The organism is Uliginosibacterium sp. TH139, from assembly GCF_002855595.1.
Taxonomy (GTDB): Bacteria; Pseudomonadota; Gammaproteobacteria; order Burkholderiales; family Rhodocyclaceae; genus Uliginosibacterium; species Uliginosibacterium aquaticum.
The window spans coordinates 15,355-30,333 of the sequence record NZ_PKRR01000014.1 but is presented as its reverse complement, the minus strand read 5'-3'; the positions used below and the strand labels follow the sequence as shown (position 1 = coordinate 30,333).

The 14,979-nt window shown below is 57.8% G+C and carries 17 protein-coding genes and 1 pseudogene; 3 read left to right on the top strand and 15 right to left on the bottom strand.

What is annotated here, in order from left to right:
* Positions 1–54: 54 nt before the first annotated feature.
* The 12 genes from C0V76_RS19245 to C0V76_RS19190 all read right to left on the bottom strand — a co-directional run bounded on the left by C0V76_RS19245 (position 55) and on the right by C0V76_RS19190 (position 9,114).
* Positions 55–657, bottom strand: coding sequence for a molybdopterin cofactor-binding domain-containing protein (locus tag C0V76_RS19245; protein ID WP_101944539.1), 603 nt, complete (start codon positions 655–657; stop codon positions 55–57).
* 13 nt (positions 658–670) lie between these two features.
* Complete coding sequence (locus C0V76_RS19240) at positions 671–1,129, bottom strand: (2Fe-2S)-binding protein (RefSeq protein WP_101944538.1); 459 nt, start codon at positions 1,127–1,129, stop codon at positions 671–673.
* Positions 1,130–1,258: 129 nt separating this feature from the next.
* Positions 1,259–1,651 (bottom strand): nuclear transport factor 2 family protein, encoded by a 393-nt coding sequence (locus C0V76_RS19235; RefSeq protein WP_101944537.1) that lies wholly within the window; start codon positions 1,649–1,651, stop codon positions 1,259–1,261.
* 129 nt (positions 1,652–1,780) lie between these two features.
* Complete coding sequence (locus tag C0V76_RS19230) at positions 1,781–2,755, bottom strand: AraC family transcriptional regulator (RefSeq protein ID WP_101944536.1); 975 nt, start codon at positions 2,753–2,755, stop codon at positions 1,781–1,783.
* Between the two features lie 199 nt (positions 2,756–2,954).
* Positions 2,955–3,359 (bottom strand): hypothetical protein, encoded by a 405-nt coding sequence (locus C0V76_RS19225; protein WP_216821805.1) that lies wholly within the window; start codon positions 3,357–3,359, stop codon positions 2,955–2,957.
* A 38-nt stretch (positions 3,360–3,397) separates the two neighbouring features.
* On the bottom strand, positions 3,398–4,795 hold the full coding sequence (locus C0V76_RS19220; protein ID WP_158239300.1) for an MFS transporter: 1,398 nt from the start codon (positions 4,793–4,795) through the stop codon (positions 3,398–3,400).
* Between the two features lie 159 nt (positions 4,796–4,954).
* Positions 4,955–5,578 (bottom strand): glutathione S-transferase family protein, encoded by a 624-nt coding sequence (locus tag C0V76_RS19215; RefSeq protein WP_101944533.1) that lies wholly within the window; start codon positions 5,576–5,578, stop codon positions 4,955–4,957.
* Positions 5,575–5,904: a DUF1330 domain-containing protein gene (locus C0V76_RS19210; RefSeq protein WP_101944532.1), complete on the bottom strand. Its 330-nt coding sequence runs from the start codon at positions 5,902–5,904 to the stop codon at positions 5,575–5,577. The genes C0V76_RS19215 and C0V76_RS19210 overlap by 4 nt, the downstream gene beginning before the upstream one ends.
* A 44-nt stretch (positions 5,905–5,948) precedes the next feature.
* The gene (locus tag C0V76_RS19205) at positions 5,949–6,446 is read right to left on the bottom strand and encodes a bacterioferritin (RefSeq protein ID WP_101944531.1); all 498 of its coding nucleotides are present in this window, start codon (positions 6,444–6,446) and stop codon (positions 5,949–5,951) included.
* A gap of 71 nt (positions 6,447–6,517) precedes the next feature.
* The gene (locus C0V76_RS19200) at positions 6,518–7,195 is read right to left on the bottom strand and encodes a type 1 glutamine amidotransferase domain-containing protein (protein WP_101944530.1); all 678 of its coding nucleotides are present in this window, start codon (positions 7,193–7,195) and stop codon (positions 6,518–6,520) included.
* A 25-nt stretch (positions 7,196–7,220) separates the two neighbouring features.
* Positions 7,221–8,639, bottom strand: coding sequence for a coniferyl aldehyde dehydrogenase (locus C0V76_RS19195; RefSeq protein WP_101944529.1), 1,419 nt, complete (start codon positions 8,637–8,639; stop codon positions 7,221–7,223).
* Between the two features lie 49 nt (positions 8,640–8,688).
* Entirely contained in the window at positions 8,689–9,114 is a 426-nt protein-coding gene (locus tag C0V76_RS19190; RefSeq protein ID WP_101944528.1) for an organic hydroperoxide resistance protein, read from the bottom strand.
* A 140-nt stretch (positions 9,115–9,254) separates the two neighbouring features.
* On the opposite strand from C0V76_RS19190, the gene C0V76_RS19185 reads away from it, so the two are divergent.
* A complete protein-coding gene (locus C0V76_RS19185; protein WP_216821804.1) occupies positions 9,255–10,124 on the top strand; it encodes a LysR family transcriptional regulator in 870 nt (289 codons plus the stop codon).
* Positions 10,125–10,303: 179 nt separating this feature from the next.
* On the opposite strand, the gene C0V76_RS19180 is transcribed toward C0V76_RS19185, so the two are convergent.
* The gene (locus C0V76_RS19180) at positions 10,304–11,062 is read right to left on the bottom strand and encodes an SDR family oxidoreductase (protein ID WP_101944526.1); all 759 of its coding nucleotides are present in this window, start codon (positions 11,060–11,062) and stop codon (positions 10,304–10,306) included.
* Positions 11,063–11,291: 229 nt separating this feature from the next.
* On the opposite strand from C0V76_RS19180, the gene C0V76_RS19175 reads away from it, so the two are divergent.
* Both C0V76_RS19175 and C0V76_RS19985 read left to right on the top strand, forming a co-directional pair.
* Entirely contained in the window at positions 11,292–11,993 is a 702-nt protein-coding gene (locus C0V76_RS19175) for a 5'-methylthioadenosine/adenosylhomocysteine nucleosidase (protein ID WP_143707479.1), read from the top strand.
* A 151-nt stretch (positions 11,994–12,144) separates the two neighbouring features.
* Positions 12,145–12,285 (top strand): hypothetical protein, encoded by a 141-nt coding sequence (locus C0V76_RS19985; protein WP_158239299.1) that lies wholly within the window; start codon positions 12,145–12,147, stop codon positions 12,283–12,285.
* Here C0V76_RS19985 and C0V76_RS20315 read toward each other — a convergent pair.
* Together C0V76_RS20315 and C0V76_RS19170 are read right to left on the bottom strand one after the other, a co-directional pair.
* Positions 12,243–12,382: pseudogene (locus C0V76_RS20315) on the bottom strand (IS3 family transposase); the annotation flags it as partial. The gene C0V76_RS19985 and the pseudogene C0V76_RS20315 sit on opposite strands and share 43 nt — an antisense overlap.
* An 85-nt stretch (positions 12,383–12,467) precedes the next feature.
* Positions 12,468–14,975, bottom strand: coding sequence for a hypothetical protein (locus tag C0V76_RS19170; protein WP_101944524.1), 2,508 nt, complete (start codon positions 14,973–14,975; stop codon positions 12,468–12,470).
* Between the last annotated feature and the right edge of the window lie 4 nt (positions 14,976–14,979).

Genomic DNA, 14,979 nt, shown 5'->3' with positions numbered 1-14,979 from the left:
GGCGACATAGCCACGCAAATGGCATGTCTCCGATAGACTACGAAAAGCAGTATTTCATGAAGCTCGGAGCAGTCTAGGGAAGCCGGGGCGATTCACACTCTGGTCGGCAGCCAACTGTACGAACTCACCGAACTTGCCCGAGCGGCCGGATGCGGTGTGACTGATCAAGCCTTCGCTGACGGATATTTCCGCCACCGGCACCTGCCATTGCTGGGCCGCTGCAGCCGTCAGCATGGCACGTGCCGCTGCGCCGGCCTGACGCATCTGCATCCAGGAATTGGCCATTGCGCTACTGCCGCCGGTGCCCTGAAACGGCCCCCAGAGTGTATTGGCGTAGCGTTTGGCATCGGCTGGCGCGCCTTCCACGCGGACCTGCGACCATGCTGCATCGAGTTCCTCGGCAATGATGGTGGCGATGCCGGTGTAGGTGCCCTGGCCCATTTCGATGTGCTTCGAGATGACGGTGACGACGTTGTCTGCACCGATACGCACAAAGGCGTTGGGCTCGAAATTCTGCGCCACCGCAGTAGCGTCGGGCGGGAGGCCAGGGCCGGTCGCGCCAAGCGTGCCGGGAAGATAGATCGCCAGGCTCAGCCCTGCCGCACCGTGCAGGAAACGGCGGCGGCTCTCGTTCTCAATATGGGGTATGTGGCTCATTTCATGTTCTCCCTCAGGCCAGAGCCTTGGCTGCTTCATGGATCGCGGCGCGGATGCGCACGTAGGTCGCGCAACGACAGACGTTGCCGGCCATGGCGGAATCAATGTCCGCATCGCTCGGCTTGCGGTTCTCAGTCAGCAGCGCGACGGCACTCATGATCTGGCCGGACTGGCAGTAACCGCACTGCACAACGTCCAGGCGCTTCCAGGCTTCCTGCACGGCCTGCGCTACCTTCAGACGATCTACACCTTCGATGGTGACAATTTTCTTGCCGACGGCTACGGATACCGGCGTGGTACAGGAGCGGATGGGTTGGCCGTCCATATGCACGGTGCAGGCACCACAGAGCGCCATGCCGCAGCCGAACTTGGTGCCGGTCAGCTGAAGGCTGTCGCGCAGAACCCAGAGCAGCGGTGTGTCGGGTGCCACGTCCACACGTGTGGATTTTCCATTGATGTTCAATGTGATCATTCGAGTCTCCGTTGGGGGCGCAGATCAGCGCTTTTGCATTCTGGGAAGCAAAGACTCCATGCGCTAGATCATTACCCCGAAGTTCTTGCCTGATTCTCCAGGGCGGAAAATGAAGACCCCGAAGGTGCTTCAGGCATGCGCCGCGCTACGGCCGTCGAAATCGCTGCGGATAGGGGCTGTGTCATAGATGATCGTGAGTTTCGTGAACTGCTGACCGTCCGGCGTCAGCTCAAACACATCGACACATTCAAACTGAACCTGTTTGCTATTGCTGAGCGTCCAGATGTACTCGAAGTGCAATGCCACAGACGAGGCTTCACCGCTGGGCAGGAAAATGTTCAGAAGGCGAGTTTCGGAACGTTGGGTGTCCGAGAACAGTGCCCGGTAGAAGCTGTTTGCTTCGATGACGCCATACAGAGGCGAGATCACCGTGGCTTCGGGAGCGAATAGGGAGAGGACTCCGTCCAGATTGCTCTCGTTAAGTGCTGTGAGGTACGCCTTGCAGAGTGATTCGGTTTGCATTTTTTACTCGCTTTGGATTGACGCAGGAAAGAGTGGCTATGCCTTGCTGCATGGCGTGATAAAGGGGGCGAGCACTGGCGGAAGGCTGCGTCTGTCACCCAGTGATTTCCAGACCGTCGAACTGCGTGTTCAGGCCGGAATACTGCTTGTGGTCTCGGACCTCTTTCGTGCTCCGGCGCGCCCGTGGCGCAAGTCTTCGATATCTCGCTTGGGGGGCGCACCGAACAGTCGGCTGTACTCACGACTGAACTGAGACGGACTTTCATAGCCAACCTGAAAGGCCGCGCTTGCTGCATCCAGATGTTCGTTGAGCATCAGGCGTCGCGCTTCGTTCAGGCGCAGCCACTTCTGATACTGAAGGGGGCTCATCGCGGTCAGCTGACGGAAATGGAAGTGCAGGCTGGAAGTACTCATCTGGATGCGCGAGGCCAGATCTTCGATGCGCAGAGGCTCGGTGTAGTTTGTTTTCAGCCAGTCGATGGCTTTGGCGATCCGTTGGCTTTGGCTGCCCAGCGAAACGATCTGCCACAAGCGTGCAGCCTGATCGCTCATCAGCAGACGGTAATGAATCTCGCGCAGGATCAGCGGGGCAAGCACCGGTATGGAGGCGGGCTCATCCAGCAGCTCCAGCAGACGCTGGAATGGCGCCAGCAATTGCGGTGACAGGCTTCCCCGGGCTAGCCCCCTGTCTGCGGGGCGTTCTGTGGGCGGCGTAAGGCCACCTTGCGCGATCAGCGCTGCGAGGATGCTCAGATCCAGTTTCAGGACCAGTCCGAGGCAGGGTTTTTCAGGGCTGGCTTCAATCACCTGGGAGCTCGCCGGTAGATCAATCGAGTTGATCAGGAAGTGTTCTGGGTCGTACGGGAAAGCTTCGTCACCCACGAGCATCTGTTTGGCGCCCTGAGCTACAAAAACGACGCTGGGCTCAACCATGCAGGCACAGGGCTCTGTAAGTTTCTCTCTCCGGAAAAAGAGCAGATCGGGAATATCTGTGCACCGGTCCTCGTCGCCACTTGTCCTGCTTGCGATAGCGTGAGCTAGTGCGGTTTGCAGCGTGCTGATCTGTGTTTTCAGTGCAGGGGCGTGAGTCTGCTGGGAAGTCATGCCGTTCTCCAGATGGTTCTGCTTTGAACTGTAGCCGGATCAATCCAGCCGCGGCTTGCCGCAGACTATCTGGCCGCAGGATCAGGCAAGAAAAACATCGGAATGAGCATGATTTCTCCGCTGCTCCGGGGTAATCACTTGATCAAGGGGAGGGGAGTGCAGGCACTGGGGACCCGATTGCAGTAAAGCCCCGTGTTTTCTACTCCTGGGCTCTTCGTTTGAAGAACAGGATCAGAAACAGGATCATGAACAGGATGTCGTTCACGCCGTAAATGCTGAAAAAAATACCGGCCATGGCATCTTCGGCATATACGTTTGCGACGCTGTGTTTGGACATCCAGTCCAGCCAAACCACTGCATAAACGGATTTTTCAATCGCAAAAGCACCTGCGATCCATTTCGACTTGATGCTTGCTGCTGCGCCGATGTAAGCCAATCCCCACACGACGATCATCAGTAGGCCGAAGTTTGACATCACTACGGGATCTGCCGCGTTGATTGCTGTGTTTGTAAAGAGTCTGGAAAAAATCAGCACTCCGCCAATGTTCATGCTGGCGGCTGCCAAATAAATCCTGGTTTCCATGCTTAATGTACGGAGTTTCATTTTTTATTCGGGTGTTTTCAGGGGGACTGTTTTGAAACTTAGCGCAAGCGTTTCTGAATGAGAACGAAGGCTGCGCCCAGCACACAAACAAATGCCAAAACAATAAAAATTTCTTGCCCTACCTGGAGCGTGATCGGCGTGTGATCCGATGTACCGGAACCGAAAACGGAGGCGAATGGCATCTGCTTGCTAATGTGTGTGCACTGCAGGAGCGCTTCCTCCCTGCATCGGCTGACATTGATCAGCCAATACTGACTGATCAGGCCTGCGGAGAACGCACTGGCGATCAGACGCACGATGTTCTTGAGCGCATAGGCATGTGAGAAGTCTTCATGCGGAACTTCTGTGTAGGTGAGTCCTGCGATCTGAATAACTCCCAGGATCGGGAAAAGCGCCTTGAGCGCCATGGGCCCAAGCAGGCCTGGCCAGGAGGCCTCGTGGCCTACTGCGAAGCACAGCCAGAGCATTCCCGCCCCCGCACAGGCGAAGCCCCAGGCGATCAAGCGTCTGCGATCTCCGAGTCTGGAAGCGAAGCGAAAATAGAGCGGCAGGCAAACGACGGTCACGATTGCAGAAAATGACTGTAAAGCGCCCGTTGCGCTCAGCCCCAGACCCAGCGCTTGATCGAACAGACGAGGGTAGAGATAGCTGGTGGCGCCATTGACGAGGTAATACAGACCGTAAAACCCGAGGCCGACGAGATAGCGCCGCCCGTTAAGTACATTCAGGCGCAAGAGTGGATCGGGGTGCTGCCGAGAGCGCCAGATCGTAAATCCAAGGCAGGCCATGGCCAGACTGAGCACGGAGAGTTGGCCAGCCCCGAAGCGAGCCAGCTCAAGGCCCTCCAGACCGTGGAGCAAGAGCATCATGCCCAGCGCGAAGCTCAGGCTCGTCAGCCAGTCGAGTGAGCCCAGAGAGCGAGGGGTGTGGCGTTCTGCGCGAAGCTTCAAAAGCACGGTGATCAGCATCAGCAGGGCGAAAGCCGCCTGCAACAGGAAGGTCGCACGCCATCCCCAGGCCTGGACGAGCGCAGCTGTAAGCCAGGGCAATGGGGCTACGCCGCCCAGCAAGCCAATGATGTAGGCCCTGAGTTGCGCCGGGCGTTCGGATTGTGGTGTGACCAGTTGCAGATAAACGCGGGACATCGTGAACAAGCCCCCGCCACCAATGCCTTGCAGGATGCGCGCGGGAATCATCAGCCAGAGCGAGCTGCTCATGGCTGCCAGCAGGGCGCCTGCGAGATAGAGTGCAATGCCGCTTGCGATGAGGTTCCTGTAATGCCAGCGGCGGCTGGCGCGCTCGATCAGGGGCAGGGTGGCAATGCCGGAGCCCGCGTAAAGGGTGATGATCCAGAGGAAGTCACTCGGGCTTGCCTGCATGCCGGCTTGAATCTCCTCTGCAGACAGCAGCACGCTCAGAGAAGACCAGAAGTCCACGGCGGTCACCAGCCCCAGCACGTAACCCAGCGCACGCGGTAAATGCTCACGTGGCAAGGGCTGATGCGAGAGTGGTGTTGCCTGCTGAACGGGTGATGTGGCGGGGGATTTCATGTCAGTTTTTGTATTGCGCGCGAGCGAGTTGGGGTGAATCTCTCATTACCCCGAATGCTCATTCGTGGCCTGAACTGCTTTTTTCCATGCTTCACGGGAATGGATGCGCTGGACGAAATTCTGCAGCTTGGGCCAGCGTTCGGCCTCAGGCTGCAGAGTGGCGAGCGTTGCAGGGAAACTCAGCATCACATCGGCGCCGGTCCAGTCATTGCCCACGAAGTGACCTGAAGGCTGAAGCTCGTTTTCCAGATAATCGAAATGCGCGATGAGCTGCTCATTGATCCGCGGGTGTAGCGGCTGGCCGGCTTCGCCCAGCGTTGCAACGTAGAGCCTGAGCAGTACCGGTGTCATGGCGGAGCCCTCGGCGAAGTGCATGAGCTGAAGGTGGCGCAGCGCATCTTGCGAGCCTGCGAGAGGCAGGAAACGCCCTTGACCATAGCGTTCGCAGAGGTATTGCACGATGGCGCCCGACTCCTGGATCAGGATGCCATCGTCTTCAAGCAAGGGCGATTTCCCTAGCGGGTGAATCCTCTTGAGTTCAGGCGGCGCCAGATTGGTCGTGAGGTCGCGCTGATAGTGCTGAACGCGATAGCTCAGGCCCAGCTCTTCGAGCAGCCACACGATGCGTTGCGAGCGGCTTTTGTTGAGGTGGTGAATGACGATGCTCATGGCTTGCTAGCCTCTTGTTCGTGGGAAATCGCAGCGCTTGCGACCCCGTTAACCAACAGAACGGAATAATCGGCACCCGCATTGCGATGAGGCTTGGCCTTCTGGTACGCGGGGCTTTCATACCAGTTGCGCGCCGCAGCCATATCCGGAAATTCAAGGACTGCCACGCTTTCCTCAGGCTGACCCTCCAGAACTTCGATTTCGCCGTAATACGCGATTGGCTTCGGGTTATGGCCAGCTCGTGCCAGTTTGGCGAGCGAGGCATAGGTATCAAGCTCGTCGGGCTTGAGTGTGTGATGCTTGATGAGGATTACGTAAGCGCTCATGTTTTTCTCCTGAGATCGGGACGCGTAGAGATCCCGAAGGATGGTCAAGCTGTAGTAGCGCTAACGCGCACCGACAGGTAAAGCGATTCACCCATGCGATCAAGCAAACTCAGTTCATTTTTAAGCCAGGAAAGATGCGCCTCTTCACCCACAAGCACGTCCTCAATCAGTCTGCGAGTTGTGGCGTCGCGCAGTGCCACCAAGGTTTCAATGGCTTGATTGAGTACCGGCAAGCCCGCCTCCTGAACCTGAAGATCAGCCTCCAGAATGCTTCTGAGCGTGTGCCCGATGCGTGGCTGAGCAATGGTGAAATCAGGCGTCCCGCCGATGTCGAGCAAACGATCGGTCAGTGTTTTCAGCGTCAGCGGCTCATCGCTGATATGCGCCTGCATTTGATTGCTCAGATTTGTCAGGCCCAGCGCGCTGATCAAAGCGAGATGTGTCTGATGCTGGATGCTTGCACTCCAGAAGGCTCCGATGAGTTCGTTGAGTAACTGATGGGCAGGAGCCAGCGGGCTACCGCCAGTATTCTTTTCAGTCATGAGGCGCTTTCTGTCAGTTGTTTAAAGAGAGGCAGATGCAGGCTAGGCGCACTGCATCTGCGGCCCTGTGCTCAGGCGAGCAGTTTGATCAAGGCGTGTGCGACACCTTCGGAGCTTGCGGGGTTCTGTCCGGTCACGAGCGTTCTGTCGCTCACGATGTAAGGCGCCCAATCCGGGCCTTTCTCATAGAGGCCGCCCAGTGCCTTGAATTCATCCTCGATCAGGAAAGGCACGACATCGCTGAGCTCAACCGCATCTTCTTCTCCGTTGGTAAATCCGGTGACCCGGCGGCCCTTGATCAGCGGCTCACCATTGGCGGCCTTCACATGGCGCAGTGCGGCGGGGGCGTGGCACACGAAACCGATAGGCTTGCCAGCACGTTCAAAGTTTTCAATCAACGCAATCGACACGGCTGATTCGGCCAAGTCCCACATCGGCCCATGACCACCGGGGTAGAAGACGGTGTCAAAGTCTTCGGCTTTGACGGTATCGAGCTTGACCGTGTTGGCCAGGCGTTCCTGTGCGGCAGGATCTGCCTTGAAACGATGGGTCAGTTCGGTCTGGAATTCAGGCAGGTCACTCTTGGGGTCGAGCGGAGGCTGCCCACCTGCCGGTGAAGCAAGCACGATCTCGGCGTTTGCATCCATGAAGGTGTAGTAGGGCGCGGCAAACTCTTCCAGCCAGAAGCCGGTCTTCTTGCCTGTATTGCCGAGTTGATCGTGCGAGGTCAGTACCATCAGAACTTTCATGTTTCTCTCCTTTTGAGGTGTGTAATTACGCGGATAAAGCAGATTCAAGTGCAGCCAGCTTGCTGGCGTAGGGGGCACGCAAACGCAGATTGGAAGCGCCATCCGGGCTTTGCAGAACAACGGCCTTGTTGTGGGTAAAGCGCATGAAGCCGTGGATGCCGTGGTAGGCACCGATACCTGAAGCACCAACGCCACCAAACGGCAGCGTTTCGATAGACACGTGGCTCATGATGTCGTTGATTACCAGTGCGCCGGAGGTTGTGCGGGACGCAAAATGTGCCTGCCCCTCTTGCGTATCGCCGAAGTAGTAGGCCGCCAAGGGGCGAGGATGGGCATTGATATACGCAACGGCTTCCTCAGCACTGGCGCAGACCATGACGGGCAAGAGCGGCCCGAAGATTTCTTCTTGCATGATCTTCATGTCATCCGTTACGTCGAACACCAGATGCGGAGCAATCTTGCGGGAGACCGGGTCGTGAGCAGCTTCGTCAGACGGCGCCAAGCTGACAATGCGCGCCCCTTTCTGGGCCGCGTCTTCAAGCAGACCGAGCAGACGCTCGTAGTGTTTCTGCGTGATGATGGAGGTGTAGTCAGGGTTGGTCTGGAGTGAGGGGTAAGCCTCTGCCATGAAGGCCCGTGCGGCTTGCTCCAGTCCCGCCTGCTGTCCTGGCGGAACGATCATGTAATCTGGGGCAAGACAGATCTGCCCCGCGTTGAAAGTCTTTACCGTCAGTGTGCGGGCCGTCGCGAGCCCGATGTCAGCGTCTGCACTCACGACCACAGGTGACTTCCCGCCCAGCTCAAGCGTGACCGGTACAAGGTTTTCCGCCGCGGCGCGCATCACATGCCGGCCGACTGTGGTGCTGCCGGTGAAGATCAGGTGATCGAAGGGCAGACCGCTAAAGGCGGCGCCTACGCCGGCGTCGCCAAGCACCACGCCCAGCTCCATCGGATCGAAATAGCGTGCGATCAATTCGGCGAGCAATTCAGAGGTGTGCGGTGTCAGCTCGGACGGCTTTAGGAGTGCGGCGTTGCCCGCAGCCAGAACGCCCGAAAGAGGGCCGAAGGCGAGATTGATCGGAAAATTCCAGGGGCTGATGATGCCTACAACGCCCAGCGGCTGGCGCTCGATCCGTGCTGTCATGCCCGGCGCGGGAGCGGGAAGTGTTTCCGCCTGCATCCATTCCTGCACATGCTGGGCTGCGTAGTGGAGCATCCCCTGCGTTGTCGCGATATCCGCCGCCAGTGACTGGTAAATGCTGCGGTGGCCGAAGTCTGCACTCATCGCGTGAGCCAACTCATTGCGATGCTCGCGCAACAGGCGCGCCGCGCGGAGAAGGCGGTCCCGGCGTAGTGCGCCATCGGCCGGCCCTGTTGCAATGTGCCGCTGTTGCATGGCTTTGAGAATGGAGCGAAGGTCTTCTGTCTGTGGGTGGGAGTGCATGTTGTTCTCTTTTCGTGGCGCCGCCGGATCCGGCGTGCTGTGAGTGGGTTCAGATGATTTCGAGTGCGACTTCGACGTTGCCACGTACTGCGTTCGAATAAGGGCAGACTTCATGGGCGTCTGCCACGAGGGCTTCAGCGGCGTGGCGTTCGATGCCAGGAAGCTGGATGCTCAAGGTGATCGCCAGGCCAAAACGACGCTCGTCCTTGGGGCCGACACCGACTTTTGCGGTAACCGTGGCGTTCTCCGGGATGCGCGGGTGTTCGCCGCTGCGAGCCACATTCTTCATGGCGCTGAGGAAACAGGCTGCGTAGCCGGCGGCGAATAGTTCCTCGGGGTTGTTGCCGAAGCCGTTGCCGCCCAACTCTTTAGGCATGCCGAGCCAGACATTCAGCGAGCCATTTGCGGTGCGAGCGCGGCCGTCCCGCCCCCCTGTTGCTGTGGCTTCTGTTTGATAAAGAATCTTTGTAGGCATGTTGTTCTCCTGTTGTGAGGGCTGAAGCGGTAACGCTGCATGGCCTGTGCATCTTAGGTTAGGCGGCTGATCACCCGCCAACTAGGCTAGTTTGGGTCTGCCATAAATAATGTTATGGTTGGCAGATGTCGCTTATCCGTTTGCGGACCTTCGTCGAGGTCTATCGCCAGCGCTCCATCAGTGGGGCTGCCCGCAACCTCAATCTGACCCAGCCAGCCGTCTCACAGCACATTGCCGGGCTGGAGGTGGCGATCGGACGCCCTTTGTTTGAACGGCAGGTGCGAGGGGTAACGCCGACTACGGCTGCGGATGAATTGGCCGCGGATATAGGAGACAAGCTCGATGCCGTCGAGGCCGCCATGTCTTCGGCCCGTGCGCGCTCGATGGAGCTGGCGGGTGCTTTGCAGATCATCGGCCATGCGGACTTTCTGGCCGAAGTGGTTTCACCCCATTTACTTCCTTTGCTGGAAGTGGGGATCCGTGTGCGCATGCAGACGGGGAGCAGTGACTTCGTCAATCAGATGGTGATCGAGGGACACTGCGACCTCGGTATTACAGCCTTTCCTACCAGTGACAAACGCCTGCATTGCGAGTTGATCCGCAGTGAGCGTGTGCTTGCGGTGGCTGCGCCCAGCGTTGCAGACCGGATGACTCAAGCCGCTTCACTGGAGAAAGCGCTCGCTCAAGAACCCTTGTTGGCATACAACCTTGAGATCCCGTTGATTGATTCCTGGGCAGCGAAAAACAAGCTGAATCTGGGGCCGCTTGTACCCGCGTTGATCGGTCAGGACTTACGCGCACTGCGGAGCTTGTTGTGCCGTGGCTTTGGCTGGACCGTGCTGCCCGAGTATTTGTGCCTGGATCATCTTCAGCGTGGTGAGCTAAAAGAAGTACCCGCATCAACGGGTGCGGGCGCACTCAACTATTACCTGGTCTGGACCCCGAGCGCACTCAGGCAAGCACGCGTTGCGCACGCCCGGCAAGCCTTGCTCTGGCATCTGAAGGCTTGATTCGAACGCGCTGCGCGTGATCTCGCAAGACGCACAGCTTTTGGGCCGTCACTGAACCCCATTTTGGCAACAGGATTGAGATGATCTTTCCGCAGCGCCAGCATATGCACAGACGCCAGCGCTGCGGCGGAGGAGATTAAGCCGGAGCTTTGTGCTGCCTCCCGACCCTTGGCAAGCGTTCAGGCCTGTTTATTACGCACGATATTGAAAGGCCCGCTGGCCTGGCTGCCGGGCATCAGCTCGATGAAGTTGATGTTCACATGGCGTGGCAGGCTGGTGCTCCAGTAAACCGTTTCGGCGATGTCCTCTGCCGTCAGGAAATCCGTGTTGGCATAAACACCGTCGGCCTTGGCCTGATCTCCGTGAAAGCGCACGGTCGAGAATTCGGTTCCGCCACACAAACCGGGTGCGATGTCGGTGGCCCGCACGCCAGAGCCAGCCAGATCGGCGCGCAGATTCAGGCTGAACTGGCGCACGAAGGCCTTGGTGCCGCCATACACATTGCCGCCCGGATAGGGGTAGTGGCCGGCCACCGAACCGAGATTGACGATGTGGCCGTTGCCTCGTTCAACCATGCCCGGCAGCAGGGCGTGGGTAACATAGATCAGCCCCTTCACATTGGTATCAATCATGCGCTCCCAGTCATCCAGCGAAGCCTGATAGGCGGGGCTGACACCGAGCGCCAGACCGGCGTTGTTGATCAGGACGTCGACCTGCGCAAAATCAGCCGGCAGCGCCGCGATCACATCGAGTACCGCCTGCTTGTCGCAGACATCCAGCACGGCGGTATGCAGCGGCAGGCCGAAGCACTCATCCTTCAAGGCTTGCAGGCGCTCGGCGCGGCGGCCGACGGCAATTACCTTGTGGCCTTCGCGCAGATAGCGGCGGGTAATCGCGGCACCAAAACCAGCGGTGGCGCCGGTTACAAAAACGATCATCGAAATACTCCTGTAGTTAAATGGGGGAGGGCGTTAGTCGGCGCTTGTGCAGCGTCTAGGCCGGAATCACAAGGGCGAGCGTCATTTTGGCCTTTGCAAGGAACGAAGGACACCCGTTCTTGACGCCCAACGTAGATCAAGCTTGGCAGCTGACATCTGTTATAGCCTTGGCTTATGGGGGCGGCACGGCGAGTGTCTTTGCTGGCTATAGCTTATTGGGGAGAACATCTTGATCGTCATTCTTGGGGCCATGGATGCCGAGATCGCCGAGTTTCTGTCGGTGATGGAAGCACGCGAGACTTCGGTCTGGCAAGGCATTGAAGAACATCGTGGGCTAATCGATGGGCATCGCGTGCTGGTTAGTAAGACCGGGGTCGGTAAGGCTATGGCCGCCATGCGTACTCAACACTTCATCGACAAGGCTGCGCCATGCGCGCTGCTATTCACGGGGTTGGCGGGGAGCCTGAAGCTGGATATCCGGATCGGCGACACCGTGATTGGCCGAGACCTTGTTCAGCACGACCTGGAAAGCGTCGTGCTGGGACTACCTCGCGGGCAGATTCCGTTTTCGGATATCCGCTTCCTGACGCCCGACCCAAGCTTATTGGCGCTGGGGCAAACCTATCGTCCGGCCGAAGGCCAAGTTCATACGGGGCGTATCTGTACGGGCGATCAGTTCATCACTCACCGCGAAATGAAGAGCCACGCTTATTTGCACAGCGAACTGGCCGGTGATGCAGTAGAGATGGAAGGCGCGGCCGTGGCGCTGGTGTGCTCGCTTAACCAGGTTCCGTATCTGGTGGTGCGCACAATCTCTGACATGGCCGATGAAGATGCCGTCTCGAATTTTGAAGAGATCCTGCCGCGCGCCAGCCAGAACAGCTTGGCTTTCGTACGCCATGTGCTGACAGGAATAGATCCTGCGCCCTGACAACCAGATCTTCGCTGCTGGTGGTTTGACGCAACAGATGTGAACCTGCCCGCCATGACGAAAGTAGGCAGGTACGGGGCGTGTTGCGCAGCCTAAAGCCCTCTCCCGATATACGAGACTTGGCTCTTTAGGTCTTAAAAACGTTGCGTGGATGAAAGTGGCGTATCTGTTGCGTTATCCGCAGACTGTTGCGCAACACCTGTTTCTGAGCGTCTCAATCTCGGCCAATCCGGACTTTCGTCTGACCATGGTGCGCACCACCTTGCCGCGTATCAAGCCCCGTAACCCCTGATGACGCATGAGACGTTCGAGCGCGCAGCGTACGAGCTCTCGATGCCTTACCGGTTCAGCTGCCGCCAGACCTTGTCGTCCCCGTAGACATGTACGTGAAAGGCGATTTAGACGTCTTCCTCAAAATCTTCGTTCGGGTCCACGACATATTTTGCCCGCACCGCAGGTATCGGCCGCTTTTGTTCAATCAGGGTCGTACACGAAAAGCAATACATCGCCGCGCCTCGAAGCTCTCCAGGCGCGACTGATCGGACCATAGTAAAAGCTCCCCCTAGGGTTCCCTAGGGAAAAACTAGCAACGTAGGGCACACGTGCTCCCCAGGACCCACTCATGATCGGCTCGCCCGGCATAACAAGCGCGACATGATCTATGCTAACCGCTAGTACGGGTAGTCCGACTCCGGCACTGAATGCGGCATGTACGAGCGCCTCAGCTGACGCACCAGTGCCAAGGCGCTTCCATCCCGCCGACAATGACAAGTATTGCTGAATATGTTCTGCGCGAAGATACTTGTGCTCATATGGTGGCCCGATATCTGAGTAGTCGATTCCCAGTGATTGCAGAATCTCCTTGGATGGGTCGATAAAGGCGTTGTAGCCATAGACGAGAGAAAGACTATGGGCGACGAACCGATTACATGCAGTGCGCCATTGTTCTCCGGGAGGTAAGTCGCCAGTTGGGATCGGGTAAGCAATGCTCAGGCTGACCACCAGTGGATCGATCGCCACTAAAGGCGTGTAACTTTCGTCTGAGCCCCGGTCGCCTTGTCCGACCATGTACCGGCGTAGCCCCTGGGCCGCGGTAAGGTACCTGTTTGCAAAAGCTGCATTGCCCAAACGATTGAAGGTACTCGCATAAGCCAGCGTCATGCTTCCGTAGAACTTCAGTGCCTCCAGCTCGCTTTCAGTGAGGTTGCGAATTGCTCCTCCGGTAGTAGCGAGTAGGTTCCTTTCCCGGCTTAGGCGGGCGCTGAACGAATCCCATTGGAGCAGTGCAGGTTCAGGTGGTGTTTGCGAACGAGGCGCCATCGGCGGTGTTGAGGGGAATTGCGCTACTGCGATCCGCAGCCGTCCGATCTCCTGCGCCGCAAGTGTTAGTGCGGCGGACTGGTTCGGAGCGACTTTCGCGAGCCCTTTGCGCATCAACTCTGCCTCGCTAAGATTATTCGCTGTGCGGTGCCCCAGATTGGCGTTAATGGCGGCAAGGTTTTCGCGCCCTGGGCTTCGCAAGTCGAGGATCCCCGATCCGTCTACATTGCGACCATAAATCCCCCTACCACTCCTGCTGAATTGCGACGCGTAGCCGCCTATCCAACCAACGACCTGGTCGCGCTGCGATGAGAGGTACGCGAACAGCACTGAAGAGGGACTACCCAGCACAGCATCAGCTAGCGGCGCAGTGATGGTTGGTAGATGAGATTCCGGAGTATGCAAAAGCGAAAGGACTGCGGGAGAGTCCCCGACGGGACATGCTTGTTCGGTAGCGCCATCTAGCAGTTGCTGGATTTGTCGCTTTACGAAGTCCTGCTGTTGGTCAATCAGCGAATGCAGTGGCGCAAGCGCGAGATCTTCGCGCTGAACTCTCAATTGCAGCGCAAGTTCTTGGAGCTTGGCTGACAATTCTTCCGTCATGGCCCAGCCTGCCACTGTGCCATGCAGGGCATTAACCTCTAGCAGTGCGGCGCGCAGAAATTTCATGTTCGCGCTGAGTGTGGACGCAGTTTGCAGGAGGATGAGCGTGGCCTGAGTATTGGTCATGACATCGCCCATTTGCAATGCCTTGATCAGTCCATTCATACGGCTCTGAAGCAGGACATCCTCAAGCCTGCTCAGAGTTGCCTGCAACCATTGCATCTGCTGTCCAAGCAGCGCAAGATGGTCACCCAGGTGCATCACCAGCTGAAGATTTTCGTCGCGCATCTGCTGCGCTACGACCTTGAAGCTAGCGAGGTAAACGTCGTAGACTTCCTGCTCTTTTGGCATCCTCGCCATCAGTCGGCCGAGCGCATTTCGATATTGCTCTACCTGATGCTCGTACTTCTGCTCATATTCCCGAGCGCGCAGCACGGAGAAAGCGAAGAAAAGTGCAAAGACAAACGGAGCCGCAGGGGGGAAATACGTAGCGATGACGCTCGCACCTGAAGCGATCATGCTGTCCGTCGAAAGTAGGTCAAGTTTAGGTGGCTGGTCACCGCTCACCTCTATGCCCGCATAGACGTAGTAATCGGCCATCGGAATACGGCCGAAGTCTATGGCGGAAGAGAGAATTGCGTTATACGCGAGGAAGCCTAGCCCTTGCATGCGAAACGCGTCAAACGACATAGGCTCATCCAAGGCGGAAGCCACTTCTTTCATACCAGCCATCCGGTCATACTGGATCGAAAGCTGGTAAAGCGCGAGGCGCGCATCACGCCGGTAGGACGCAATTTCTAACGCTCCGGCCTTGTCGAGCGTCCCCTCCGGCAGATCCATGAGAGATTGGATGTGGACAAAACTCTTAACCATTGCATCGGCCAAATTACTTGCAGCTAAGGCTTCCTCAGCCTGACGCACGGCGAAGTCGCGGGTTACGGCGACATAGTTAAGAGTGCGCAGGACAAGATCTGGCTCGGTGAACTTGCGAGCAATTGCGTATGCGTCGTTGTCAACCCAAGCCGAAAACTCGTCGCCGAACGTTGGAGCATACGACATTGGG

Bases quoted from the DNA above. Each gene is read 5' to 3' on its own strand.
- C0V76_RS19245 (WP_101944539.1), bottom strand. From the start codon at position 657: ATGAGCCACATACCCCATATTGAGAACGAGAGCCGCCGCCGTTTCCTG.
- C0V76_RS19240 (WP_101944538.1), bottom strand. From the start codon at position 1,129: ATGATCACATTGAACATCAATGGAAAATCCACACGTGTGGACGTGGCA.
- C0V76_RS19235 (WP_101944537.1), bottom strand. From the start codon at position 1,651: ATGCAAACCGAATCACTCTGCAAGGCGTACCTCACAGCACTTAACGAG.
- C0V76_RS19230 (WP_101944536.1), bottom strand. From the start codon at position 2,755: ATGACTTCCCAGCAGACTCACGCCCCTGCACTGAAAACACAGATCAGC.
- C0V76_RS19225 (WP_216821805.1), bottom strand. From the start codon at position 3,359: ATGAAACTCCGTACATTAAGCATGGAAACCAGGATTTATTTGGCAGCC.
- C0V76_RS19215 (WP_101944533.1), bottom strand. From the start codon at position 5,578: ATGAGCATCGTCATTCACCACCTCAACAAAAGCCGCTCGCAACGCATC.
- C0V76_RS19210 (WP_101944532.1), bottom strand. From the start codon at position 5,904: ATGAGCGCTTACGTAATCCTCATCAAGCATCACACACTCAAGCCCGAC.
- C0V76_RS19205 (WP_101944531.1), bottom strand. From the start codon at position 6,446: ATGACTGAAAAGAATACTGGCGGTAGCCCGCTGGCTCCTGCCCATCAG.
- C0V76_RS19200 (WP_101944530.1), bottom strand. From the start codon at position 7,195: ATGAAAGTTCTGATGGTACTGACCTCGCACGATCAACTCGGCAATACA.
- C0V76_RS19195 (WP_101944529.1), bottom strand. From the start codon at position 8,639: ATGCACTCCCACCCACAGACAGAAGACCTTCGCTCCATTCTCAAAGCC.
- C0V76_RS19190 (WP_101944528.1), bottom strand. From the start codon at position 9,114: ATGCCTACAAAGATTCTTTATCAAACAGAAGCCACAGCAACAGGGGGG.
- C0V76_RS19180 (WP_101944526.1), bottom strand. From the start codon at position 11,062: ATGATCGTTTTTGTAACCGGCGCCACCGCTGGTTTTGGTGCCGCGATT.
- C0V76_RS19985 (WP_158239299.1), top strand. From the start codon at position 12,145: ATGAAAGTGGCGTATCTGTTGCGTTATCCGCAGACTGTTGCGCAACAC.
- C0V76_RS19170 (WP_101944524.1), bottom strand. From the start codon at position 14,975: ATGTCGTATGCTCCAACGTTCGGCGACGAGTTTTCGGCTTGGGTTGAC.